Source organism: Nonomuraea indica (genome assembly GCF_002850745.1).
GTDB classification, from domain to species: Bacteria; Actinomycetota; Actinomycetes; order Streptosporangiales; family Streptosporangiaceae; genus Nonomuraea; species Nonomuraea indica.
The window spans coordinates 191176-215578 of record NZ_KZ559466.1; the positions used below are offsets into that span (position 1 = coordinate 191176).

At 72.6% G+C, this 24403-nt stretch carries 23 protein-coding genes; 10 read left to right on the plus strand and 13 right to left on the minus strand.

The window, feature by feature from the left end; genetic code table 11:
* Positions 1-33 precede the first annotated feature (33 nt).
* Positions 34-669 (minus strand): (d)CMP kinase, encoded by a 636-nt coding sequence (gene cmk, locus CXR44_RS00930; protein ID WP_101783455.1) that lies wholly within the window; start codon positions 667-669, stop codon positions 34-36.
* Positions 670-852: 183 nt separating this feature from the next.
* Between cmk and CXR44_RS00935 the strand changes: the two genes are divergently transcribed.
* Positions 853-1695: a glycosyltransferase family 2 protein gene (locus CXR44_RS00935; protein ID WP_219601622.1), complete on the plus strand. Its 843-nt coding sequence runs from the start codon at positions 853-855 to the stop codon at positions 1693-1695.
* A 4-nt stretch (positions 1696-1699) separates the two neighbouring features.
* On the plus strand, positions 1700-2620 hold the full coding sequence (locus CXR44_RS00940; protein ID WP_101782910.1) for a glycosyltransferase family 2 protein: 921 nt from the start codon (positions 1700-1702) through the stop codon (positions 2618-2620).
* Positions 2621-2673: 53 nt separating this feature from the next.
* On the opposite strand, the gene CXR44_RS00945 is transcribed toward CXR44_RS00940, so the two are convergent.
* The 9 genes from CXR44_RS00945 to CXR44_RS00985 form a co-directional block, all read right to left on the minus strand.
* Positions 2674-3789 (minus strand): prephenate dehydrogenase, encoded by a 1116-nt coding sequence (locus CXR44_RS00945; protein WP_101782911.1) that lies wholly within the window; start codon positions 3787-3789, stop codon positions 2674-2676.
* Positions 3790-3850: 61 nt separating this feature from the next.
* Positions 3851-4210 carry a chorismate mutase gene (aroH, locus tag CXR44_RS00950; protein ID WP_101782912.1) on the minus strand — a complete coding sequence of 120 codons (360 nt, stop codon included), beginning with the start codon at positions 4208-4210 and terminating at the stop codon, positions 3851-3853.
* Positions 4211-4281: 71 nt separating this feature from the next.
* A complete protein-coding gene (locus tag CXR44_RS00955; RefSeq protein ID WP_245898716.1) occupies positions 4282-6300 on the minus strand; it encodes a pseudouridine synthase in 2019 nt (672 codons plus the stop codon).
* Positions 6297-6911 (minus strand): SMC-Scp complex subunit ScpB, encoded by a 615-nt coding sequence (scpB, locus tag CXR44_RS00960; protein WP_397021931.1) that lies wholly within the window; start codon positions 6909-6911, stop codon positions 6297-6299. Before scpB ends, CXR44_RS00955 begins: the two co-directional genes overlap by 4 nt.
* Before the next feature lie 268 nt (positions 6912-7179).
* Positions 7180-8001: a segregation and condensation protein A gene (locus tag CXR44_RS00965; RefSeq protein WP_101782913.1), complete on the minus strand. Its 822-nt coding sequence runs from the start codon at positions 7999-8001 to the stop codon at positions 7180-7182.
* Positions 7998-8939: a ParA family protein gene (locus CXR44_RS00970; RefSeq protein ID WP_101782914.1), complete on the minus strand. Its 942-nt coding sequence runs from the start codon at positions 8937-8939 to the stop codon at positions 7998-8000. Before CXR44_RS00970 ends, CXR44_RS00965 begins: the two co-directional genes overlap by 4 nt.
* A gap of 117 nt (positions 8940-9056) precedes the next feature.
* Positions 9057-9962: a site-specific tyrosine recombinase XerD gene (locus CXR44_RS00975; protein WP_101782915.1), complete on the minus strand. Its 906-nt coding sequence runs from the start codon at positions 9960-9962 to the stop codon at positions 9057-9059.
* 15 nt (positions 9963-9977) lie between these two features.
* The gene (locus tag CXR44_RS00980) at positions 9978-10589 is read right to left on the minus strand and encodes an NUDIX domain-containing protein (protein ID WP_101782916.1); all 612 of its coding nucleotides are present in this window, start codon (positions 10587-10589) and stop codon (positions 9978-9980) included.
* Positions 10586-12289 (minus strand): CTP synthase, encoded by a 1704-nt coding sequence (locus CXR44_RS00985; protein ID WP_101782917.1) that lies wholly within the window; start codon positions 12287-12289, stop codon positions 10586-10588. The genes CXR44_RS00980 and CXR44_RS00985 overlap by 4 nt, the downstream gene beginning before the upstream one ends.
* Positions 12290-12399: 110 nt before the next feature.
* Between CXR44_RS00985 and CXR44_RS00990 the strand changes: the two genes are divergently transcribed.
* From CXR44_RS00990 to CXR44_RS01010, 5 genes are all read left to right on the plus strand, one after another.
* Positions 12400-13065, plus strand: a complete 666-nt coding sequence (locus CXR44_RS00990) for an acyltransferase (RefSeq protein ID WP_245898718.1) — start codon at positions 12400-12402, stop codon at positions 13063-13065.
* A gap of 55 nt (positions 13066-13120) precedes the next feature.
* On the plus strand, positions 13121-14362 hold the full coding sequence (locus CXR44_RS40480) for an NAD(P)H-dependent flavin oxidoreductase (RefSeq protein ID WP_101782919.1): 1242 nt from the start codon (positions 13121-13123) through the stop codon (positions 14360-14362).
* Between the two features lie 155 nt (positions 14363-14517).
* Complete coding sequence (locus CXR44_RS01000) at positions 14518-15138, plus strand: DUF4126 domain-containing protein (RefSeq protein WP_101783459.1); 621 nt, start codon at positions 14518-14520, stop codon at positions 15136-15138.
* Between the two features lie 381 nt (positions 15139-15519).
* Positions 15520-16125 (plus strand): hypothetical protein, encoded by a 606-nt coding sequence (locus tag CXR44_RS01005; RefSeq protein ID WP_101782920.1) that lies wholly within the window; start codon positions 15520-15522, stop codon positions 16123-16125.
* A 58-nt stretch (positions 16126-16183) separates the two neighbouring features.
* Positions 16184-16756: a Uma2 family endonuclease gene (locus tag CXR44_RS01010; RefSeq protein ID WP_101782921.1), complete on the plus strand. Its 573-nt coding sequence runs from the start codon at positions 16184-16186 to the stop codon at positions 16754-16756.
* Here CXR44_RS01010 and CXR44_RS01015 read toward each other — a convergent pair whose 3' ends face one another.
* The 3 genes from CXR44_RS01015 to uvrB form a co-directional block, all read right to left on the minus strand.
* A complete protein-coding gene (locus tag CXR44_RS01015) occupies positions 16757-17245 on the minus strand; it encodes a hypothetical protein (RefSeq protein WP_101783460.1) in 489 nt (162 codons plus the stop codon). It lies immediately after the preceding gene.
* 215 nt (positions 17246-17460) lie between these two features.
* Positions 17461-18195 (minus strand): phosphotransferase, encoded by a 735-nt coding sequence (locus CXR44_RS01020; RefSeq protein ID WP_101782922.1) that lies wholly within the window; start codon positions 18193-18195, stop codon positions 17461-17463.
* A 32-nt stretch (positions 18196-18227) separates the two neighbouring features.
* Positions 18228-20336 carry an excinuclease ABC subunit UvrB gene (gene uvrB, locus CXR44_RS01025; RefSeq protein ID WP_101782923.1) on the minus strand — a complete coding sequence of 703 codons (2109 nt, stop codon included), beginning with the start codon at positions 20334-20336 and terminating at the stop codon, positions 18228-18230.
* 160 nt (positions 20337-20496) lie between these two features.
* On the opposite strand from uvrB, the gene CXR44_RS01030 reads away from it, so the two are divergent.
* The 3 genes from CXR44_RS01030 to CXR44_RS01040 are packed head-to-tail and all read left to right on the plus strand — an operon-like array spanning position 20497 to position 24244.
* On the plus strand, positions 20497-22212 hold the full coding sequence (locus CXR44_RS01030; RefSeq protein WP_245898720.1) for an SPFH domain-containing protein: 1716 nt from the start codon (positions 20497-20499) through the stop codon (positions 22210-22212).
* Positions 22209-23456 carry an SPFH domain-containing protein gene (locus CXR44_RS01035; RefSeq protein WP_101782924.1) on the plus strand — a complete coding sequence of 416 codons (1248 nt, stop codon included), beginning with the start codon at positions 22209-22211 and terminating at the stop codon, positions 23454-23456. The genes CXR44_RS01030 and CXR44_RS01035 overlap by 4 nt, the downstream gene beginning before the upstream one ends.
* Positions 23457-23470: 14 nt before the next feature.
* Positions 23471-24244 carry a sporulation protein gene (locus tag CXR44_RS01040; RefSeq protein WP_101782925.1) on the plus strand — a complete coding sequence of 258 codons (774 nt, stop codon included), beginning with the start codon at positions 23471-23473 and terminating at the stop codon, positions 24242-24244.
* Positions 24245-24403 lie beyond the last annotated feature (159 nt).

A 24403-nucleotide genomic window follows, 5' to 3' on the forward strand; every position in this document is an offset into this window, starting at 1 on the left:
GATTTTTCATCCTTAATGAGTCCCGCACCTTGGTCAGGTGCGCTCCTTGACCAGTCTCAGCACCTCCGCGATGACCTCGTCGAGGTTCAGCGCGGTGGTGTCGAGCTCGACGGCGCCAGCCGCCATCGAGAGTGGATCGGTCTTGCGTGTCGAGTCGAGCCTGTCACGCCGGGCCAGCGCGGCCTGCTGCGCCTCCACCGTGCTGCCGGCCACCTCGGCGTTGCGCCGGGCGGCGCGGGCCTCGGCGCTGGCCGTCAGGTAGACCTTGAGCGTCGCGTCGGGCGCGACCACGGTGCCGATGTCGCGGCCCTCGACGACGATGTCGCCGTCGCCGATGATCTGACGCTGCATCGCCACCAGGCGGGCCCGCACCTCGGCGACCGCCGCGACGGCCGAGACGGCGCCGGTGACGGCGTCACCCCTGATCGGCCCGGCCACGTCGACGCCGTCGACGTGGATGGAAGGGCTGTCCGGGTCGGTGCCGGAGGAGATCTCGGGCTCGGCGGCGCGGGCAGCGACGGTGCCGGCGTCCGCCGGGTCGACGCCGTGCTCCAGCATCCACCAGGTCATCGCGCGGTACATCGCCCCGGTGTCCAGGTAGCGCAGCCCGAGAGCCTTGGCCACCCCACGCGAAGCGCTCGACTTGCCCGACCCCGAGGGGCCGTCCATCGCGACGACCAGACCGGTCACAGCCTCTCCCTCTGCACGTTCCACACCCAACCTGAAGAGGCTACCGCCTCGCGGGCGCCCCTCCGCCGCCGAACTCCGCCTCGCGGGCGCCCCTCCGCCGCCGAACTCCGCCCGCGTCGCGCCCGAGGAGTAAGGCCGCCCCCTCCGGAAAGGGACACCACCGTGGTGGAACAGGTGACGGTGGTCGTGGCCACCAGGAACCGGCGGCGCGCGCTGGCGGGTTCGCTCCCGCGGCACCCGCACCCGGTCATCCTCGTGGACAACGGCTCCACCGACGGGACCGTCGGCTTCGTCCGGCGGCACTTCCCGGACGTCGAGGTCGTGGAGGCGGGCCGCAACCTGGGCGCGCCCGCCCGCAACGTCGGCGTGCGGATGGCCCGGACCCCCTACGTGGCGTTCGCCGACGACGACTCGTGGTGGGCGCCGGGGGCGCTGGAGCGGGCCGCCGCCGTGCTGGACGCGCACCCCCGGCTGGCGGTGCTGGCCGCCCGCGTGCTGGTCGGCCCCGAGGAGCGGCCCGACCCCGTGTGCGGCGAGATGGCCGCCTCCCCTCTGGGACGCGAGGGCGACCTGCCCGGCCCGAGCGTGCTGGGCTTCCTGGCGTGCGGGGCGGTGGTGCGCAGGGACGCGTTCCTGGGGGCGGGCGGGTTCGACGACGTCGTCTTCTTCTTCGGCGAGGAGGAGCGCCTGGCGGTGGACCTCGCGGCCCAGGGCTGGGGGCTGGCCTACGTCGAGGACGTGGTGGCCCACCACCATCCCTCGCCGGCGCGCGACCCGGCGGGCCGGCGCGGCCTGGCCACGCGCAACTCCGTGCTCACCGCCGTGCTGCGCCGGCCGTGGAGCGTGGTGGCACGCCGTTCGCTGGCCGCCCTGCGCGAGGGACGGCACGGCTGGCGGGGGCTGCGCACCGCCGTACCGAGGCTGCCGCGCGCGCTGGCGAACCGTCGTGGGCTCCCCCCTGCGGTGGAGCGGGCCCGGCGGACGCTGGAGCGGACCCGTGGATGAGCCGATGAGCCGGCCGTCCGGGGAACCGGCGGGCGACCCGCGCCTGGGCGCCGTCGTGATCACCTGGAACCGGCGCGAGGAGGCCCTCGCCTCCGTCGGCAGGCTCCTGGACCTGCCCGAACGCCCACGGGTGGTGCTGGTGGACAACGGCTCCACCGACGGCACCGCGGAGGCCGTCTCGGCAGCCTGCCCGGAGGCGGACGTGGTCTCCCTGCCCGCGAACCTGGGCGCCGTCGGCCGCAACGTCGGCGTCCGGCGGCTGGACACCCCGTACGTGGCCTTCGCCGACGACGACACCTGGTGGGAGCCCGGCTCGCTGGCGCGCGCGGCCGACGTGCTCGACGCGCACCCGCGTCTGGCCGTGGTGACGGCCCGCATCGTGGCCGGACCGGGCGGACGGGAGGACCCCATCGTCGACGAGCTGCGCCACTCCCCCGTGCGCGGGCCCGGCTGGCTGCCCGGCCCCGCCCTGGGCAGCTTCCTGGCGGGGGCGTCGGTGGTCCGCAGGAGCGCCTTCCTGGGCTGCGGCGGCTTCTCGTCGCGGCTGTGGCTGGGCGGCGAGGAGGAACTGCTGGCAGTGGACCTGGCCACGGCCGGATGGGAGCTGTGCTACCTGGAGGAGCTGACCGTCCATCACGCGGCCTCCCCCCGCCGCGACGCGCACGCCCGCCGGCGGGTGGGGCTCCGCAACACGCTGTGGTTCACCTGGCTGCGCCGCCCGGTGCGGGCCGCGCTGCGTCGCACCCTGCACCTGGCCAGGACGGTGCCGCGCGACCGGGTGTCGGCGCTGGCGGCGCTCGACGCGCTGCGCGGCCTGCCGTGGGTGCTCGCCGAACGCCGCCGGGTGCCCGAGCACGTGGAGGAGCGTCTGATGAGCCTGGAGGCCTCCCAGAACACCTCGCGTGCCCGCCGTTACGTCTCCTGACCGCCGGCCCGTGCCGTGCCCGTGCCGTGGCGTCCGGCGGCCCGGACGGGCCGTCAGGGGACCTGCCAGCCCCTCTCGTGCAGCGCCCGGGTCAGCACCGGCGCCGCCTCGGGCTGGACGGCCACCTCGGCGACGCCCAGCGGCAGGCCGGGCGCGTGCTCCAGCCGTACGTCCTCGACGTTGACCCCGACCTCGTCGCACACCTGGAACAACTTGGCGAGCTGGCCGGGACGGTCGCCGATGATCACCTGGACGACCACGTAGGCGGGCGCCGGGCCGCCGTGCTTGCCCGGGATGCGGCCATGACCGGCGACACCGCGCTTGAGCAGCTGGGTGATGTCCTCGCCCGCCGTGCCGTCGCCGCCGGACAGGGCCCGCAGCGCGGACGCGGCCTCGGCCAGGTCGCGCGAGACCGCCTCCAGCACCTCGGCGACCGGGTCGGCGTTGCCGGACAGGATGCCCAGCCACAGGCCGGGGTCGCCGCCGGCGATCCTGGTGACGTCCCTGACGCCCTGACCGGCCAGGCCGAGGGCGACGTCGGGCGCGTCGGCCAGCCGGGCGGCCACGGCGGAGGCCGCCACGTGCGGGGCGTGGGAGACGACGGCGACCGCCCGGTCGTGCTCGGCGGCGTCGACCTCGACGGGGTTGGCCCCGCACAGCTCGACCAGCCGCAGCACGGCGGCCCTGGCCTCCGGCGAGCTCTCCTCGGTGGGGCACAGCGCCCACGGCCGCCCCAGGAACAGCTCGGCCCGCGCCGCCCCCGGGCCGGACCGCTCGCGCCCGGCCAGCGGATGGGAGGCCACGTAGGTGGTCAGGTCGCAGCCGAGCCGTGCGGCCTGCGCGATGGGCTCGGCCTTCACGCTGGCCACGTCGGTGTAGCAGGCGGCGGCGTCCAGCCGTTGCAGGTCGAGCAGCTCGGTGGCGACGTGCCCGGGCGGGACCGCGATCACCGCCAGGTCGGCCCGCTGCCCCGACGGCCCGTCCGGCCCGGTGCCCGGCTGTCCGGGCCGCCACTCCTCGCCCGCGCCGAGCTCCCGCGCCAGCCGTACCGCACCCTGGTCGCGGTCGGCGAGCAGCACGCGCACCCCGTGCCGGCGCAGCGCCAACGCCACGGAGGTGCCGATGAGACCGGTGCCGACGACCAGCACGGTGCGGAGTTCGGAGGCCATGTCGGAGTCCTGGATCGTCTGGGTGCGGAGGTTGGTGGCGGGCGGCGCCGCTACGCGCGGCTCACTGCGCGATGTCCTGGCGCAGGGCGACGGCGCCGCGAAGGTAGACGTGCTGGATCTCCGACCGCGGCCGGTCGGTCTCCACGTGCGCCATCAGCCGCACCACCCGGGGCAGCGCCCCGGGCACGTCGATCTCCGAGCAGCAGATCAACGGCACCTCGTGGAAGCCCAGCTTGCGCGCGGCCAGCGCCGGGAACTCGGCCGTCAGGTCGGGTGTCGCGGTGAAGAGCACGCTGATCACGTCGTCCGTGGTCAGCTCGTTGCGCTCCATCAGCGTGGAGACGAGCTCGGTCGTCGCCTCGATGATCGCGTCGCGGTCATCGGCGTCCACCTGGATCGCCCCGCGGATCGCCCGCACCATGTGCTTTCGTTCCCTCCATAAGCCCCGGAGCCCGTGCGAACCTCCGCACGGGCTCCTGCGTTCTGGCCAGATTACAGCTTGACGGCGGCGTAGAGCTCGCCGACCTCCTTGAGGCTCAGCGCCCGGACCGTACCCGGCTTGGTGCGGCCCAGCTTGACCGGCCCGAACTCGATCCGCGCCAGGTCGATGACCCGGTGGCCGGCCTCTTCGAGCATGCGCCGGACGACGTGCTTGCGGCCCTCGTGCAGCACGACCTCGACGAGCGCCTGCTGACCGTGCTCCTGGACGATCTGGAAGGAGTCGGCCCTGGCCAGGCCGTCCTCCAGCTCGATGCCCTGCTTGAGCCGGCGGCCCAGGTCACGCGGGATCGGGCCCGGCACCTTGGCCCAGTACTTCTTCTGCACGCCGTAGCTGGGGTGGGTCAGCCGGTTGGCCAGCTCGCCGTCGTTGGTGAGCAGCAGCAGGCCCTCGGTCTCGGTGTCGAGCCTGCCGACGTGGAACAGCCGGGGCGCCAGCTCCTGGACGTAGTCGGCCAGGCAGGGGCGGCCCTGCGGGTCGTCCATGGTCGACACGACGCCGATGGGCTTGTTCAGTGCGTAGTAGACCAGGTCGGGAGCGGTCGGGATGCGCTTGCCGTCCACGTGGATGATCTGCGTGGCCGGGTCGACCTTCGCGCCGAAGCGGCGGACCACCTGGCCGTTCACGGTGACACGGCCGTCGCCGATCATCTCCTCGCAGGCGCGGCGGCTGGCCACGCCCGCCTGGGCGAGCACCTTCTGCAGCCGCACGCCGCCGGGCACCTCGGTGGTGTCGCGCTCGTCGGTGTAGCCCTCGGGGAAGATGTCGCGGTCGCGCATCGGCTGGCGGGCGGTCTTGAACCGGTCGCGCGGCGGCGCCTCCCCGCGTCCGCGGTCGTCGCCGTACCCGTCGCGCCGGAAACCGCCGCCGCGCGGGGGCCGGCCGCCGATCGTCTGCACGTCGTCACGCCTGGGGGCACGGCCCGCGCCGGGCGCACGCCCGCCGGAACGGGGACGACCGCCCTCGTCACGGCGCGGCCGCCCGTCGTCGCGGCCCGAGCCGCGCCGGCCGAAGCCACCCTCGTCACGACGCGAGCCCCGCTCGTCGGAACGGAAACCGCCCGCCTCACCGCGAGGACGACGCTCCTCGGAACGGAACCCGCCCTCGTCACGGCGGGGGCCACGCTCGTCGGAACGGAAGCGGGCCTCGTCGCGGCGGGAATCGGTGGCGTCGCGACGGGGGGCCGGCGAGCGGCGGTCGTCCGGGCGGCCGTCGGCGTCGCGCCTGCCGTAGCGGGCGCGGGCGGGACCCGCCGAGTCGTCGCGGCGTCCGCTGCGGTCGGCGCGGAAGGCGGGGCGCTCGGCACGGAACGTGGGCCGCTCGGCACGCCGGTCACCGGCGTCGCGGTCCTGGAAGCCGCCACGCTCACCGCGGCCCTGGAAGCCGCCGCGGTCGCCGCGCCCCTCCGACCGGAAACCGCCGCGGTCACCGCGGTCGTCGCGGCCCTGGAAGCCGCCGCGGTCGCCGCGCCCCTCCGACCGGAAACCGCCGCGGTCACCGCGGTCGTCACGGCTCTGGGAACCGCCGCGGTCGTCACGGCCCTGGAAGCCACCGCGGTCGTCGCGGCCCTGGAAGCCGCCGCGGTCGCCGCGCCCCTCCGACCGGAAACCGCCGCGGTCACCGCGGTCGTCACGGCTCTGGGAACCGCCGCGGTCGTCACGGCCCTGGAAGCCACCGCGGTCGTCACGGCCCTGGAAGCCACCGCGGTCGTCGCGGCGCTGGGGCCGGGAGCCGGGGCGGTCGTCGCGGGAGTCGGGCCGGCCGTAGCGGGCGCGGGCGCCGCCCCGGTCGGCGCGGAAGGAGTCACGGGCGGAGCCGTACTCCCTGCCGGAGTCGGTCCGGCCGTACTCGCTCCTGGAGTCGCGGCCGTGGCCGCGTCCTCCGTCGTCGCGGCGGGAACCGCCGCGGGTGTCGTCGGAGCGGTAGGCGGGACGCCCGTCGCGGCCGCTGGAGCCGCCGGTGCGTCCACGACCGCGTCCATCACCGGACGGGGTGCTGCGCCTGTTGATCACTTTGTCGTCTCCTCGAGATTCTCCACGTCGTCGGGGAGGAAGGGGGCGAGCTCGGGGAGCTCGCTGAGGTCCTTCAGTCCCAGACGTTCAAGGAAGTATGAGCTTGTCCGGTAGAGCACTGCCTGGCTCTCCGGGTCGGTGCCGGCCTCCTCGACCAGCCCCCTCGCCACGAGCGTCCGCATGACGCCGTCGCTGTTGACGCCGCGCACCGCGGCGACGCGGGCACGGCTCACCGGCTGCCGGTAGGCCACCACCGCGAGGGTTTCGAGCGCGGCCTGGGTGAGCCGCGTCTGCTGGCCGTCACGGACGAACCGTTCGACCAGCGGTGCGCAGTCGGGACGCGTGTAGTAGCGCCAGCCGCCCGCGACCTCCCTCAGATCGAAACCCCGTCCGGCCGCCGTGTATTCCGCGGCCAGCGCGCGCAGGGCGGCGGCCACCTCGTGGGTGGGCCGTTCCAGCACCTGCGCGAGCGTCACCTCGGCGACGGGGACGTCCACGACCATGAGGATCGCCTCCAGCGCGGCGGCGAGCCCCGGCCCGCCGTCCTGCCGGTCCTGTGCGGCGTCCTCGACGGGCGTGCTCGGCTCGGCAGCGGGCCGCGTCTCCGTCACGGCCGGCTCCGTCCGCGCGGCCGGCGGGTCCACGACATGCGGCCGCTTCCCGGCAGGCGCCGGGTCCACGGGAGGCGTTGGGTCCTCGGGCGGCGGCGGGGCGGCGGGCGGCGCCGGGGTCTCGTCCCGCGGCTCCTCGACAGTGTCCGGGGACGGCGTGTCGTCACGGGGTCGCGGCGGGCCGGCCAGGGAGCCCGGAAGTGTCATCCATGCCGGCAGCGCCGTGTCGGAGGGTGTGCGGGGCTGCGGCGGGACGTCGCCGGGACGGTCAGTCATCAGTGGTCTTCTCCGCGCTCTCCTCGTAGTCGTCGCCCACCGCGACGTCGCCGTCGTCGCTCCCCGTCCAGGTGACGTGCAGATCGCCCAGGGGCTCGACCTGCTCGAACGTGACCGCCGACTCCCGGAAGAGCTCCAGGACGGCCAGGAACCGGGCGATGACCTCGAAGGTGCCCTCGCAGTCGGCCACCAGGGCGCGGAAGGTGGCTCTGCGCATGCGCCGCAAGTGCTGGACAAGGATAGCGGCTTGCTCGCGGACGCTGGCCAGCGGTTGGTAGATGTGGCCGACGCTGACCGTGGGCGGCGCCTTGGGCGTGAAGGCGCGGGCGGCGATCCTGGCGAGCTGCTCGGGCCCGATGCCGAGGATCAGCTCGGGCAGCAGGTCGGCGAACTGCGGCTCCATCGGCACGGCACGCGGGAAGCGCAGCGCCTCGTCGGCCATCCGGCCCGCGAAGACCTTCGCGACCTCCTTGTACGCCTTGTACTGCAGCAGCCGGGCGAACAGCAGGTCACGGGCTTCGAGCAGGGCGAGGTCCTCCTCGTCCTCGACCTCGCCGGACGGCAGCAGCCGGGCCGCCTTGAGGTCCAGCAGCGTGGCCGCGACCAGCAGGAAGTGGCTGGTCTGGTCGAGGTCCCACTCGGGCCCCCGCGAGCGGATGTAGGAGATGAACTCGTCGGTGACCTTCGACAGGGACACCTCGGTGATGTCCAGCTTGTGCTTGGCGATCAGCCCGAGGAGCAGGTCGAACGGGCCCTCGAAGACGTCGAGGTGGACCTGGAACCCCGTGGCCTGCTGCTCTGCCTCCGCCGTCACCTGGCCATTGTGGCAGGCGCCGGCCAGCGGGAGAGCACTTCGCGGGCCAGCTCGCGGTAGGCGTTGGCGCCGAGCGAGGACGGGTCGAACGTCGTGATCGGCTCGCCGGCCACCGTGGCGTCGGGGAAGCGGACCGTACGGTTGATCACGGTGTGGAAGACCTTGTCGCCGAACGCCTCGACGACGCGGGCCAGCACCTCGCGGCCGTGCAGGGTGCGCGCGTCGTACATGGTGGCGAGCAGGCCCTCGATCTCGAGCTGGTCGTTGAGCCGCTCCTGCACCTTGGAGATGGTGTCCATGAGCAGCGCGACGCCGCGCAGCGCGAAGAACTCGCACTCCAGCGGCACCATGACACCGTGGGCGCAGGTGAGGGCGTTGATCGTGAGCAGGCCCAGGGAGGGCTGGCAGTCGATGAGGCAGACGTCGTAGTGCGGCAGCAGCGGCTTGAGCACGCGGCCGAGCACCTGCTCGCGGGCCACCTCGGTGACGAGCTGGACTTCGGCGGCGGACAGGTCGATGTTGCTGGGCAGCAGGTCGAGGCCCTCGACGCCGGTCTCCAGCAGCACGTCCTCGGCGGTGACGCCCCGGTCCATCAGCAGGTTGTAGACCGTGAGGTCGAGCTGGAGCGGGTTGATGCCGAGGCCGACGGACAGCGCGCCCTGCGGGTCGAAGTCGACGAGCAGCACCTTCAGGCCGCACTCGACGAGGGCGGCGCCGAGGTTGATGGTCGTGGTGGTCTTGCCCACCCCGCCCTTCTGGTTGACCATCGCGACCACCCGCGCCGGACCGTGCTCCCGCGGGGGCACCGGGTCGGGGAACACCGGGCGGGGGCGCCGGGTGGGCCCCAGATTCACGCCGGTGGAGGGCGCGTCGGTCTTGGTGTCACCCCAGGGGTTGTCGGGGGTCCCCGGGGTCGAACCGTTGGTCGTCACAGTCACCAGCTCGAACCTCCCTGACGATCCCGAACCGGACCGTCCGGACGGACACTATGGCGTCATCACTTAACGCGGCAAGGCGGCACGCCGGGGGCGCCGCACGTCGCAAACGACTATAGATCACTGCCGGGCGCGGGGGTGCGCGGCGGCGTACACCTCGCGGAGCTTGTCGACCGTCACCAGCGTGTAGACCTGGGTCGTCGTCACGGAGGCGTGGCCGAGCAGCTCCTGGACCACCCTAACGTCGGCGCCTCCGTCGAGGAGGTGGGTGGCGAAGGAATGGCGGAGAACGTGCGGGGATATCCCGTCGAGTCCGGCTCGTTCGGCGGCGGCCTGGAGCACCTCCCAGGCGCCCTGCCGGGTCAGCCGGCCGCCGCGGGCGTTCAGGAACACCGCCGGGGTGCCGCGGCCGTGGGCCAGCAGGCCGGGCCTGGCGCGGACCAGGTAGGCGTCGAGCGCGGACCGGGCGTAGCGGCCGAGCGGCACGACGCGGGCGCGCCCGCCCTTGCCGCGCAGCCGGACCTGGTCGTCCTCCAGGTCGTCCACGGCCAGGCCGACGGCCTCGGAGATGCGGGCGCCGGTGCCGTACAGGACCTCCAGCAGGGCGCGGTTGCGCAGGGTGAGCGGGGCGCCCTCGGGGCCGGAGGCGGCGATGAGCCGTTCGACGGCGTCGACGGCGATCGCCTTGGGCAGCCTGCGGAGCTGGCGCGGCGGGCGGACCTCGTGGGCGGGGTCGTGCGCGGTGACGCCCTCCCGCAGCGCGAAACGATGCAGCCCGCGCACCGCCGAGACCGCCCGCGCGGCCGAGCTGGCCACGAGGGCGGGGTGCTCGCCGTCGCCCTCGCGCAGGGCGGCGAGATAGTCCCGGACGTCGGCCTCGCCCACCTCGCCCAGCGTGGCGCGGCCACGTGAGCGCAGGTGGTCGAGATAACGGCGCAGGTCACGGCGGTAGGAGGCCAGCGTGTTGGCGGCCAGCCCCCGCTCCACCGCCAGATGGGCGAGGTAGCTGGACAGCACCGGCTCCACGAGTGGGTCCTTCCGTCACGCCTCTGGGGCGTCGGCGGGGCGCAGCGTGGCGTAGCCCTCGGCCGAGGCCGCGTACGCCGCGAGGATACCGGCCACGGCAGGGGAATTGTGGATCATTCCCGCGAGTGCCCGCCGCACGGCGTCGTCCAGCGGCACCCATTCGACCGGCATGCCGATCTCCTCGTGCCGGTGGACGAAGTCGCGCTCGGCGTCGGGGATCGGCGTCAGGTCGCGGGCGAGGAAGACGCGGATCCGCTCGTTCGTCATGCCGGGCGAGGTGAGCAGGTCGGTGAGCGTGTGCCAGGTGGCGGCCCGGTAGCCCGCCTCCTCGGCGAGCTCCCGCGCGGCCCCCTCGACCAGCGACTCACCCTCCACGTCGCGCAGGCCGGCGGGCAGCTCCCACAGCAGCCGGCGCGCCGGGTGACGGTACTGGCGGATCAGCAGGACGCGGTCGCGGTCGTCCAGGGCGACCACCGCGACCGACCCGGGGTGGACGACGTAGTCGCGGTCGGCCGGCTCGTCGCCGGGCATCCGCACGGTGTCGGTGACCACCTCGAACACGTGACCCTTGAACCGCTGCTGCGAGGCGGTGACCTCCCACGAGTCGGGGACGTCCTCGATGTTCACTTGGCCGCCTTGGCGACGGTCGGCTGGGCCGGCTGGGCGCCCGGCTGCTTGGCGGCCACCCGGCCGTCGGCGTAGGCGAGGGCCGCGCCGATGAGCCCCTTGAACATCGGGTTGGCACGGGTCGGCCGCGAGCGGAACTCGGGGTGGGCCTGCGTGCCGATGAAGAAGGGGTGCGCGTCCACGGGCAGCTCGGTGTACTCGACGAGGCGGCCGTCGGGCGACAGCCCGGAGAAGACGAGGCCGACCTTCTCCAGCCGCTCGCGGTAGGCGTTGTTGACCTCGTAGCGGTGGCGGTGCCGCTCGTCGGCCTTGGCCTTGCCGCCGTAGAGCTGCCGGGCCAGCGTGCCCTCGCCGAGCTTGGCGGTGTAGAGGCCGAGCCGCATGGTGCCGCCCATGTCGCGTTCGCCGGCGACGACGTCCTCCTGGTCGGCCATGGTGGAGATGACCGGGTGCTTGGTGTCGGGGTCGAACTCGGCGGAGTTGGCCTCGGCGATGCCGGCCAGGTGGCGGGCCGCCTCGATGACCATTCCCTGCATGCCGAGGCAGATGCCGAGCAGCGGGATGCGCTGCTCGCGGGCGTGGCGGATGGCGCCGATCTTGCCTTCGATGCCGCGCACGCCGAACCCGCCGGGGATGAGCACGCCGTCCACGCCGTCGAGCTCGCGCTCGGCGCCCTCGGGCGTCTCGCAGTCGTCGCTCTTGACCCAGCGGATGTTGACCCGCGCGTCGTTGGCGAACCCGCCGGCGCGCAGCGCCTCGGTGACCGACAGGTAGGCGTCGGGCAGGTCGATGTACTTGCCGACCAGGGCGATGGTGACCTCCTTGGCGGGGCGGTGCACGCGCCGCAGGAGCTGGTCCCACTCCTTCCAGTCGACGTCGCGGAACGGCAGGCCGAGCCGGCGCACCACGTACGCGTCGAGCCCCTCGGCGTGGAGCACCTTGGGGATGTCGTAGATGGAGGCGGCGTCGACGGCGGAGACGACGGCGTCCTCGTCCACGTCGCACATCAGGCTGATCTTGCGCTTGATCGCGGCCTGCACCGGCCGGTCGGAGCGGAGCACGATCGCGTCGGGCTGGATGCCGATGCTGCGCAGCGCGGCCACGCTGTGCTGGGTCGGCTTGGTCTTGAGCTCGCCGGACGGGCCGATGTACGGCAGCAGCGACACGTGCAGGAAGAAGACGTTGTCGCGGCCGACCTCGTGCCTGATCTGGCGGACGGCCTCCAGGAACGGCAGCGACTCGATGTCGCCGACCGTGCCGCCCACCTCGGTGATCACCACGTCGACGTCGGGACCCGCCATGCCCCGGATGCGGTCCTTGATCTCGTTGGTGATGTGCGGGATGACCTGGACGGTGTCGCCCAGGTACTCGCCGCGGCGTTCCTTGGCGATGACGTTGGAGTAGACCTGGCCGGTGGTGACGTTGGCCGAGCCGTGCAGGTCGGTGTCGAGGAAACGCTCGTAGTGGCCGACGTCGAGGTCGGTCTCGGACCCGTCGTCGGTGACGAACACCTCACCGTGCTGGAACGGGTTCATCGTGCCGGGGTCGACGTTGAGGTAGGGGTCGAGCTTCTGCATGGTGACCCGTAGCCCGCGTCCTCTGAGGAGGCGGCCGAGGCTGGACGCCGTAAGCCCCTTGCCGAGACTGGAGGCGACACCGCCGGTGACGAACAGATGCTTGGTTTGCGATGCGCTGCGCAAAGGGGCTCCCGTGGCTCGAGGCGTGGTCGAAGTGTCCACGGGCTCTCAGGATATCAAACAACGTCCCCGACATGCCGGAACGGTATGACCTAGCGGTAACTTTGGGCGCTATGTCAGTAGTACGGCGGGCCATGGGCATGCTGATTCACCGAGCCTACGCGGCGATCCGGGAAGCCGGCGCCATCACGCCGGACAGTCCGGCGGGCCACGAGTTCCGCCGGATGGGCGACGGCGTCAAGATCGCCTTCCCGCCGGGCGCGATCTTCGGCGAGCGGTGGATCGAGATCGGCGACCACACGCTGATCGGCGAGCGGGTGTCGATCTCCTGCGGCATGATGCCGGGCCCTGATCTCGGCCCCGACGCGATCCTGCGCATCGGCCGCAGCTGCTCGATCGGCCGCGGCTCGCACATCGTGGCCCACCAGTCGATCGAGATCGGCGACGACGTCTTCACCGGCCCGTACGTCTACATCACCGACCAGAACCACGTCTACGACGACCCCGACGTGCCGATCGGCAGGCAGTGGCCGCGCAACACCCCGGTCTCGATCGGCGCGGGCTCGTGGCTGGGCGCGGGCGCGATCATCCTGCCGGGCACGCGGCTGGGGCGGCAGTGCGTGGTGGCGGGCGGCGCGGTGGTGCGCGGGGAGTTCCCGGACCACAGCGTGGTCGCGGGCGTGCCGGCCAAGGTGGTCCGGAACTACGATCCCGAGCTCGGCTGGCACGCGCCGGGGATGCACTCCCTGGCGGCCGACCGGCAGGCCACGGCGCTCTGAAGGTCGCGGGGCCCGAGGCTGGACCGAACGATATTCGGACCGTTAGCGTCAGGTCATGCGGACCGCTATCTGTGAGCGCCTGGGCATCGAGTTCCCACTGTTCGCCTTCAGCCACTGCCGTGACGTGGTGGCCGCGGTGACGAACGCGGGCGGCTTCGGGGTGCTGGGCGCCATCGCCTACTCGCCCGAGCAGCTCGACACGGAGCTCACCTGGATCGACGAGCGGGTGGGCGGCCGGCCCTACGGGGTCGACGTGCTCGTGCCGGGCAAGATCGACGCTTCGGCGCTGGACGCGAACGTCCGGCTGGCCGACGCCGTCCCCGAACGGCACCGCGACTTCGTCGCGCACCTCTTCGCGAAGTACGGCCTCACCGGGTCGCCCCCGGACGCCCCGCTCGGTTCCGGGCCCGTGCCGGGCCCGGCCGCCGGGCTGGGCCCGCTGGAGGAGCCGGTCGCCCCAGGAGCGGTCGGGCCAGGATCGGTCGGGCCAGGATCGGTCGGTGGACGGGGTGGGGCGGCGGACGAGGTGGGGCGGCGCGTCACGGCCGCCGGCGCGACGGGCCTGATCGACGTGGCGCTGAAGCACCCCATCGGGCTGATCGCCAGCGCGCTGGGCCCGCCGCCGCCCGAGATGGCGGCCAAGGCGCGCGAGGCGGGCGTCCCGGTCGCGGCGCTGGTCGGCACGGTCGAGCACGCGCGCAGGCAGGTGGCCGCGGGCGCCGACATCATCGTCGCCCAGGGCACCGAGGCCGGCGGCCACACCGGCGACATCTCCACGATGGTGCTGGTCCCCCAGGTGGTGGACGCCGTCGCCCCGGTCCCGGTCCTGGCGGCCGGCGGCATCGCGTCCGGGCGGCAGATGGCGGCGGCGCTCGCCCTCGGCGCGGAAGGCGTGTGGTGCGGGTCGGTCTGGCTGACCACCGAGGAGGCCGAGACGGCGCCCGCGGTGAAGCGCAAGATGCTGGCCGCGTCGTCGCTCGACACCGTCCGGTCGCGGTCGCGCACCGGCAAGCCGGCCCGTCAGCTCAGATCGGCCTGGACCGAGGAGTGGGACTCCGCCCAGGAGAGCCCCGGACCGCTGGGCATGCCGCTGCAGCTGCTGATGGCCGAGGAGGCGATGGCCCGCATCGGCGCCGCCGCCGAACGGGGCGAGCCCGGGGCCGTGGAGCTGGCCAACTACTTCGTCGGCCAGGTCGTGGGCCAGCTCGACCAGGTCAAACCGGCCCGTGAGGTGGTGTACGAGATGGTCAGCGAGTTCGCCGACGCGGTGGAACGCCTGCGCCGCCTGTCCGGCTGACGTCCCGGCGGGCGCTCACGCTGATGTCCCGGCGGACGCTCGCGCCGACGTTCCGGCTGACGTTCCGGCGGACGCTCGCGCTGCGTCCCGGCGGGCGCTCGCGCCGACGTCCCGGCGAGCGCTCGCGCCGCGGGGCGGGCGGGCAGACTGGGGTCATGCTCGCTGCGCTGACGGGGCTCGGTTTGTCGACGGCCGCCGGACTGAACGCCTACATCCCGTTGCTCGTCGTGGGTGTGCTCGCCAACGTCACGGACGCGGTCAGGCTGCCCGACGGCTACGGCTGGCTGTCCAACTGGGGCGTGCTCGCCGTGATCGCCGTGCTGCTGGCAGCCGAGATGGTGCTGGACAAGGTGCCCGCCGTCGACTCGGTCAACGACGCCATCCAGACGGTGGTGCGCCCCGCGTCCGGCGGCGTGGTGTTCAGCGCCACGAGCGCCGCCGCCGAGCTGGATCGGTCGACGTGGATGACCGAGCACCCGTGGGCGGGCTGGCTGCTGGGCATCGTGCTCGCCCTGGCCGTACACGCGCTGAAGGCGGCGGCCCGTCCGGCGATCAACGCGGGCACGGCCGGCGTGGGCGCGCCCGTGGCGAGCACCGTGGAGGACGCCGGGTCGCTCGGCATGAGCCTGGTGGCGGTGTTCGCGCCGCTGCTGGTGGTCGTGGCGCTGGTGCCGCTCGTGCTGTTTGGCTGGTGGGCGGTCAGGAAGGCTCGCCGCATCCGCGCGCGCCGCAGGGGACGTACCGCGCCACCCTCGGGTCACCCCGCCGAACGCTGACCGCCGCCGTCCCCAGGGCCGCGGGTGGCGCTGCGGCGGCCCGCCGTCGCCGGGGGCCGCGGCTCATCCGTGAGGCTGACGACGTCTCCCTCCCCGGGCTGACGCGCCACGGCGAGTCCGTCCGTACGATCGGCGGCACGGCCGGTGTCCGACGCCGGCGGCGTAGGCCGCGTGTGGGCGTTCCACGGCCCCCGCCCAGACGCCCACACGCCCTACCTCCCCACGTCCCCGAAAGCCCTCCCGGCACCCCGTCCGGCCCGCGAGCTCCCGCAGACCGCGTCGCGCCCGCACCCACGCTGTTCCGCACGCCATGCATCCGCGTAGCAAGGTCCACCGGCGCGCCCGGCGCACTATCCTCTAGGGCAGTGACCCGATCAGGAGGTGGACGCGATCAGCGAGTTGCTGCTCATCGTGCTGGTGGTTCTGGCGTTCCTTCTGCTGCTGACCGGGGTGGGCGTCTACTTCCTCGTCAAGGTGGGCCGGAAGGCGGCGACCAAGGCCAAGCAGGCGACGACCCGGCTGACCACCCACGTCAACGCCATGGGCACCGGCGACGCCGCCGAGGTCGAACGGCTCCGGCTCGACCTGCGGCGTGAGGTTTCGCTGACCCGCCAGGCCGTCGAGCAGGCGGAGCGGCAGGGCTGGGGCCTCGGCGATCTGCCTCACCTGCTCGCCGACCTGACCCGCCAGGCCGACGTGCACGACGCGCAGCTCGGCATGTACGCCCAGCAGCGCCGCGTGTCCCCGTACGTGGACCACGCCACCCTCGGCAAGCTCCGGGAGCACCAGGCGAAGCTCACGGCGATGTGCGCCCGCCTGCGCGCCGACCTGCTGGGCCACCAGGTGCACCACGCGGGCTCGGGCATCGACGAACTGCACGCCCGCACCGACCTGGAGCTGGAGGCCCGCCGGGGCACGCCCGATCCGCTGGACGAGATCGACGAGCTCTACCGCAAGACCATGGAAGAGCGCAGAGACCGCCCCTGACAGCTACAGCATGTGACATTATAGGTGCACGGCGTGATGTCTCCGAGGAGGCCGACCGATGAGCACAGCCCTTCCGGAGTGGTTCTACCCCGGCCCTGAGGGTGGGTGGACCGCCGACATGCTCGACCACCTCCCCCCCGACGCGCCCCCGCACGTCGAGCTGATCGATGGGTCACTCGTCATGATGTCACCGCAGACCGCGTTCCACATGCTCACGCTCCGCCTACTGGAGCAGTCACTCAGACCGCCACAGGAGTTCGTCGTCGCTCGTGAGATGGCCATCACGCTTGGCGTGCGCCAGCGTCCCGAGCCCGACATCCTGCTGGTGAGGCGGTCAGCGCTGGAGTCGCAGGTGACGACGTTCAAGCCCCAGGACGTCCATCTGGTCGTCGAGGTCGTGTCCGAGGAGTCGGTGGATCGGGACCGCACCACCAAACCGATCAAGTACTCAGACGCCGGCATTCGGCATTTCTGGCGCGTGGAGCAGGAGGACGGACACCCCGTGGCCTACACGTTCGAGCTGGAGCCGGCCGTACGCGCGTACGTGCCCACCGGCATCCACCGCAAGCGGCTGGTCACGAACATCGGCTTCGACGTGGACATCGATCTCGACCTCGACCGCGTCATCTGATCAGCCGCGTCCCCACTCCTCGTAGATCACGGCGGCGATCGTCTCCAGGTCGACCCCCTTGTTCGCCATCGCGCGGATGGCCTGCGCCTGCGCCGTGGTCGGCACCACCCCCTCCAGCAGCACCGGCAGCGCCAGCGCGCGCAGCCGCACCTCGGTCGGCGCGATGCCCGACGGCCGCCGCACCACCGACACGTTGACCCGCAGCGCGTGCTCGTTGTACGGGTGAGTTCCGGGCCGGGGCGTCTCGACGGCCACGTAGCGGAAGCCGTTGGCCAGGTCGCAGGGCGCGCACCCGGCGGGGCCGCGGCTCAGCCGCTCCCCGCACTCGCCGCAGGTCAGCCGGTCGTAGGCGGCGTCGACGACCCGCCAGTCGTGCCGGTCGGGCTCGTCGACGACCATCTCGGCGACGGCCACCTCGTCGTCCGGCCGCATCACGCCGAACTCCCGCTCCAGGAACGCCCGCCACCCGTCCTCCACGATGGCGTCCACCAGCCGGGCACACCGGGGACAGCCAGGGGCGCCGGCCGGCTCTGGATGGGAGCATTCATCACATCGCCGCATACGGGCACCGTACAAGCCGGCGGGCGGGTACCTCACGTGATTATCCGCCGCCCGATCCCTGGCTGCGCGGCCTTGCGCCGCAGCCCGCCAGGGGCGGTGGCGGGAGCCCGTACACGGTGGCCGTCCACGGCGGGCGGCCGGCATCACAGCCGGCGTTCCAGCTCTCGGCGGTGGTCGGAGACCCAGGCGTGCGCGGCTTCCAGCGATCGGGGCACGCCCGCGTGCGCCAGCCGGCGCATCACGGGGTCTCCCGCCGCCGCGCCCGCCTCGATGCCGTGCCGGCAGCGGTCCTGCCACCACAGGATCGTCTCGACGAGTCCGTCGCGGCCGGTCAGCCCGTAGGCGTCGCAGAGCAACCGGAGCGACCGGCCGGCACCGGCGAGGTCGGTCACCGAGGGGCCCAGATCGAGGTACTGCCAGCACACGTGGGCGACGTCATGGATGCGGGAGCCCGGCGCGGCCAGGTCCCAGTCGATGAACGCGACCGGCAGCATGCCGTCGTCCTGGACCTGGTACACCGTGTTCTTCGGCGACAGGTCGTTGTGGCAGACCACCTCCGCCGCACCGGTGAGGGCGGTGCCCGCCGTCAGGTCGTGGAACTCGCGGACCAGTTCCGCGACACGGACCAGGGCCCGGCGCGAGGTCACGCCGGGCGGCCTGCGCTCCTGCCACGGGACGTGGCCGGGGATGTGGCTCAGCGTCTCGCGGCCACGCTCGTCCACGCCGAGGAACCGCGGGGCTCCGCGCCAGCCTCGTTCGTGCAGGAGGCGCAGCAGCTCGTGGACGAAGCCGCTGCGAGACCGCAACGGTCGGCGCACGGTGTCGCCGACCCGGACGACCTCGTTGACCCGACCTCCGGGTAAGCGGACCTCCGCCATGCACGAGCGACCTTCTCCTTGGCCCCCGCCTCCTACTTGACCCCCGCCTCCTTCATGTCGCGCAGCTCGCGCTTGAGCTCCTTGATCTCGTCGCGCAGCCGGGCCGCCACCTCGAACTGCAGGTCGGCCGCCGCCTGGTGCATCTGCTCCGTCAGCGACTCGATCAGGGACTCCATCTGGGCGCGCGGCATCTCGCCGGCGATGGCCTTGGCGTGCTGGCCCGCCTGCTTGGTGGCGAACCCGGGCACCGGGGCCTTGCCGCGCGACTGCTGGCGACCGCCGCCGAGGAGCTTGTCGGTGTCGGCGTCCTCACGCTGCAGAGAGTCGAGGATGTCGGCGATCTTCTTGCGCAGCGGCTGCGGGTCGATGCCGTTGGCCTCGTTGTAGGCGATCTGCTTGGCGCGGCGGCGGTTGGTCTCGTCGATGGCCCGCTCCATCGACGGCGTGACCTTGTCGGCGTACATGTGGACCTGACCCGAGACGTTTCGGGCCGCGCGGCCGATCGTCTGGATGAGGGAGGTCTCGGAACGGAGGAAGCCCTCCTTGTCGGCGTCGAGGATGGCCACCAGCGACACCTCCGGCAGGTCGAGGCCCTCACGCAGGAGGTTGATGCCGACCAGCACGTCGTACTCGCCGACGCGCAGCTCACGCAGCAGCTCGATGCGGCGCAGCGTGTCGACCTCGCTGTGCAGGTAGCGGACCCGGATGCCGAGCTCCAGGAGGTAGTCGGTCAGGTCCTCGGCCATCTTCTTGGTCAGCGTGGTGACGAGGACCCGCTCGTCGCGGTCGGCGCGCTCGCGGATCTCGTGGACCAGGTCGTCGATCTGGCCCTTGGTCGGCTTGACGACGATCTCGGGGTCGACGAGGCCGGTCGGGCGGATGACCTGCTCGACCACCTCGCCCTTGACCCGGCCCAGCTCGTAGGGGCCGGGCGTGGCCGACAGGTAGACGGTCTGGCCGATGCGCTCCAGGAACTCCTCCCACCTCAGCGGCCGGTTGTCCAGGGCCGACGGCAGGCGGAAGCCGTGGTCGACCAGGGTGCGCTTGCGGGAGGCGTCGCCTTCGTACATGGCGCCGATCTGCGGCACGGTCTGGTGGGACTCGTCGAGGACCAGCAGGAAGTCCTCGGGGAAGTAGTCGAGCAGCGTGTTGGGCGCGCTGCCCGGCTCGCGGCCGTCCATGTGGCGCGAGTAGTTCTCGATGCCGGAGCAGGTGCCGATCTGGCGCATCATCTCGATGTCGTAGGTGGTGCGCATGCGCAGCCGCTGGGCCTCCAGCAGCTTGCCCTGGCGCTCCAGCTCCTCCAGCCGCGCGGCCAGCTCCGCCTCGATGCCGCGCACGGCCGCCGCCATCCGCTCCTCCCCCGCCACGTAGTGGGAGGCGGGGAAGATGTAGAGCTCCTCGTCCTCGGTGATGACCTCGCCGGTCAGCGGGTGCATGGTCGAGAGCTTCTCGATCTCGTCGCCGAACATCTCGATGCGCACGGCGAGCTCTTCGTACTTCGGGATGATCTCGATCGTGTCGCCGCGGACCCGGAACGTGCCGCGGGTGAAGGCGAGGTCGTTGCGGGTGTACTGCATGTCGACGAGGCGGCGCAGCAACTGGTCGCGGTCGATGTCCATGCCGACGCGGAGCCTGGCCATCCGGTCGACGTATTCCTGCGGCGTGCCCAGGCCGTAGATGCACGACACCGACGCGACCACGATCGTGTCGCGGCGGGTGAGCAGCGAGTTGGTGGCCGAATGGCGCAGCCGCTCCACCTCGTCGTTGATCGACGAGTCCTTCTCGATGTAGGTGTCGCTCTGCGGGACGTAGGCCTCGGGCTGGTAGTAGTCGTAGTAGGAGACGAAGTATTCGACCGCGTTGTTGGGCAGCATCTCGCGCAGCTCGTTGGCGAACTGGGCGGCGAGCGTCTTGTTGGGCTGCATGACCAGGGCGGGCCGCTGCAGCCGCTCGATCAGCCAGGCGATGGTGGCGGTCTTGCCCGTGCCGGTGGCGCCCAGCAGCACGCTGTCCTTGGCCCCGGCCTTGACCCGGCGCTCCAGCTCGGCGATGGCCGTCGGCTGGTCGCCGGAGGGAGTCATCTCGGTGACGACCTCGAAGGGCGCCACCTTACGCTGCAAGTCAGTGACCGGTCGCATACGTGCCACTGTAGGCGGCGCCACCGACAGAAAGCGCCCGCGGCCCCGTGGGCGGGACCGGGTCAGGCGGGGCCGACAAACCTGTGATGCGCGGTGCAAGCGAACAGCAAGTCGCACCCGATACGGTCGAAACCGGCCTGTAGCGGAAAAGGAAGGTGCGATGTCACGACCCAGAGAGGCGCTCCGACAAGCAGGTCAGGGCATAGCCCAGGCCGTCGTGCAGGGCGGTGACCTCCGGCAGGCGGTGGGTCAGGCCGTCGGCCAGGCGGCGCAGTTCGCCGGCCACGACGGGCAACCCGGGTTCACGCTGAACCCCCACGACTTCGCCGCGGCGCGTGACGGAGGGGTGTCCGTCGGCACCCTGATCGAGGCCAGGTCCGCGTCGCTCAACGAGGCCGGCGAGATCGTCAACCGCAGCTTCGCCGAGAACGGCATGCACGTCATCTCGCCGGTGGTGATCCCCAAGAGCGGCACCGCCAAGGTGCTCGTGCCGCTCGGCGTCCTCGTGGCCCTCGGCCTGATCGGCGCGCTCGGCAACGTCATCCCCCGCACCGAGCTGTTCTTCGGCCCGCACTACTGGGCCGTCCTGGTGCTGGCCGCCGCGTTCCTGTGGTGGCGGCGCAGCGTGGTGATGGTGCCGGAGGGCTGCAAGGCGCTGATCACCAAGTTCGGCAAGCTGATGCACATCGCCGACCCCGGCCGGGTGACGCTGTTCAACCCGTGGAAGCGGGTCAGCTACATCGTCAACACCACGCGCGAGTACCCGTTCAACGCCCCCATCCGCGAGGCGCCGACCCAGCAGGGCGTCAAGGCGAGCGTCGACCTGTTCCTGCAGTTCAGGATCGAGAACCCGGCCGAGTTCATCTTCGTGCTCGGCTCGGTCAGCGGCTTCCAGTCCAAGCTGCAGAACGCCATCAGCGAGGTCACCCGCTCCCTCATCTACGCCCAGCGGGCCGAGGACATCTACGACCTGGTGGGTGAGAGCACGCTCGGCATGCTGGAGAGCCTCAACCAGCAGTTCCTGCCGGCCGTCCGGCTGACCGACGTCAACATCACGCACGCCGAGCCGTCCAGCCAGGAGTACCGGATGGACCTGGCGGCGCCCGAGATGGTGCGGGTCGCCAAGGAGGCCTACACCTACGAGTACGAGCTGCAGCTGCGCAAGGAGCAGAACGAGGGCGACCTGGTCAAGGAACTGGCCGGGCTGCAGGAGACGCTGAGCGCCATCCAGGCGGAGATCGCTGGTTACCAGGCGCGCATGGACACCGCGCTCGAACGCGCCTCCCACCAGGCCAAGGCGCAGGCCAGGCAGCGTCTGGTCGAGGCCGAGTCGACGGCCAACGCCAACTCGGCGCTGCTGCAGGCGCAGGCGCTCGACATCAGGGCGCTCAGCGCCGCCGAGGCTCCGGAGATCCTCGACTACCGCTTCCAGCAGGACCTGCTGGACAAGCTGGAGTCGGTCGCGACGCGGCTGCCGCAGGTGGTGCAGGTGGGCGAGCAGACCGACATCGACTTCCTGGCACTGGCCCAGCAGCTCGTCGGCGGAAAGGCGGCCGCGCTGTTCTCGGCCGAGGACATGGCCGCCATCCGCTCCAGGCTCGGCGAGATCGGCAGGCGCGTGCAGGGCCGGGAGGCCGAGATCGCCGCGCTGCTCAGGAAGGTGGCAGAGGACGTCTCCGAGGCCCCCGTCGGCGAGGCCGGCGCCAACCGGCCCCGCGCCGCCGAGACGCCCGCCGCCGCTCCACCCGCCCCGGCCACCGCCGTCCCCGCCGCCGTCCCCGCCGCCGGACCTGCGCCCGGCGAGACGCCCGCCGAGACGCCCGCCGAGACCACCGCCCCCATCCCCGTATCGAAGCTGGAGCGTGAGGCCCGATGAGCGGGCGCGAGTTCTCGAAGATCAAGGAGTCGCTGGCGTCCTGGTCGGAGATCCGCCAGCTGCTGCGCGGCGGCGAGCAGGGCCAGCTCGTGCCCGTCGTCATCCCCAAGGACCGGCGCGGCCTGTCGTGGATGACCCTGGTGTTCGCCGCGCTGTACTTCGCCGGCATGGCGGCGGTGACCGACTTCAGGACCGTGCCCGCGCTCGTCGCGGTGCTCCTGCTGGCGCTGGCGGCCATCCTGATGTGGCGCAAGGCGATCATCGAGATCGAGGAGGGCACCACCGGCGTGCGCAGCCGGTGGGGCGCGATCACCGGCACGCTGCCGCCGGGCCGCCACTACCTGTGGCTGCCGTGGGACCGGGTGGACGCGGTGGTCGACACCTCCACCGAGATCCCCTACTCGGCGCCCATCGTGGCCTGCCCGACGGCCGAGAACGTGCCGCTGAAGTCGATCGAGTTCTTCCTGAAGTTCCGCATCGTAGACCCGGTGGCGTTCGTCCGCACGATCGGCGCCGGCAACTTCGACCTGGTGCTGTCGAGCGCCGTGCAGGACGCGATCAGGCAGCGCAGCCGCAGGGTGCACACCGAGCGCGCCTACGACCTGCGCGGCTCCGACGTGGGCGACATGCAGGAGGCGCTCAACCGCCAGCTCGGCAGGTACGGCGTGCGCGTGACGGGCGCCAACATCCCCGACGTGCAGCTGCCCGACCAGTACCAGCAGCACCTGGCCACCCGCGAGAAGGTCGCCAAGGAGCTGTCGGCCTACGAGCGCGAGTGGGAGCTGACCCGCAAGCGCCGGATCGACACGCTGCTCATGGAGATCGAGCGGTCCAAGAAGACCCGCGACGCCCGCGTCGTCGAGGTCAAGGCCGCCTACAACAAGGCGCGCAAGGACGTGGCCCGCATGCTGGAGGAGCAGGAGACCGAGGCGCAGCGGGTGCGCTGGGAGATCGAGGCGCGCGGCCGGGCCGAGCTGACCTCCGCCGAGAACGAGGCCAAGGCGCTGCGCCGGCTGGCCGACTCCTACCGTGACAACCGGGCCGTGCTCCAGTACGAGCTGGCCCGGCGGCGCCTCGACGTGGGCGCCAAGCTGGCGGAGAGCGCCCCCCAGCCGCTGGTCGTGCGCACCCAGCAGGGCTCCGGCGACTCGGCGCTGTCCACGCTGCTGCTGGCCCAGCTGCTCCCCCGCATCTCGGCCGGCCAGATCTCCGCGAACCACAACGGTGACGCGTCCCACGCGTAGAAGGGAAGAACCCCATGGTGTTCCGCAAGCTGATGGCCGCGTTCGGCGCCGGTGTCGAGGTCGACACGGTGCTGACCGGCACGACCGTCCGGCCCGGTGAGACGCTGCGCGGCGTCGTCAACTTCCGCGGCGGCGGCTCCGACTACAAGGTCGAGGGCATCTTCATCGACCTGACCGCCGTGGTCGAGGTGGAGAGCGGCGACAACGAGTACAAGACGACCTACAGCTTCCTGCGCCAGCAGGTGGCCGGGCCGTTCCAGCTCGCCGCGGGCGCGCAGCACGGCCAGCCGTTCGAGATCCCGATGCCGTGGGAGACGCCCGTCAGCGCCGTCGCCGGCCACCCGCTGCCCGGCATGAAACTGGGCGTGCGGACCGAGCTGGCGCTGGCCGGCGCGATCGACAAGGGCGACCTCGACCCGCTGTTCGTCAGCCCGCTGCCGGCGCAGGAGCAGGTGCTCGGCGCGCTCGGCCGGATGGGCTTCCACTTCAAGAAGGCCGACCTGGAGCGCGGCACGCTGTACGGCTCGACGATGCCGTTCTTCCAGGAGATCGAGTACTTCGCGGGCGGTCAGTGGCGGCGCCACTTCAACGAGCTGGAGCTGACGTTCATCGCCGGTCCGCGGCAGATGGACGTCATCCTGGAGGCCGACAAGCGGGGCGGCTTCCTGACCTCCAGCCACGACACCTACAACAGGTTCACGGTCCGCTACGACGCCAGCCCGGCCGCCGCCGAGGAGGCGCTGCAGCGCGGCCTGGAGCAGATGGCCCGGCACCGCGGCTGGTTCTGACCGTCCGTGACTGACCGTCCGTGACTGACCGTCCGTGACCTGGGCGCACGCCCGCGGGCGGCGGCGAGCCACGGCTCGGCGCCGCCCGCCGTCGTGGTGGACCTTTCCGCGCGGTGCGGCGAGCGTATCTTCCTCGTGCTGGCCCTCGCCTGGGCCGAT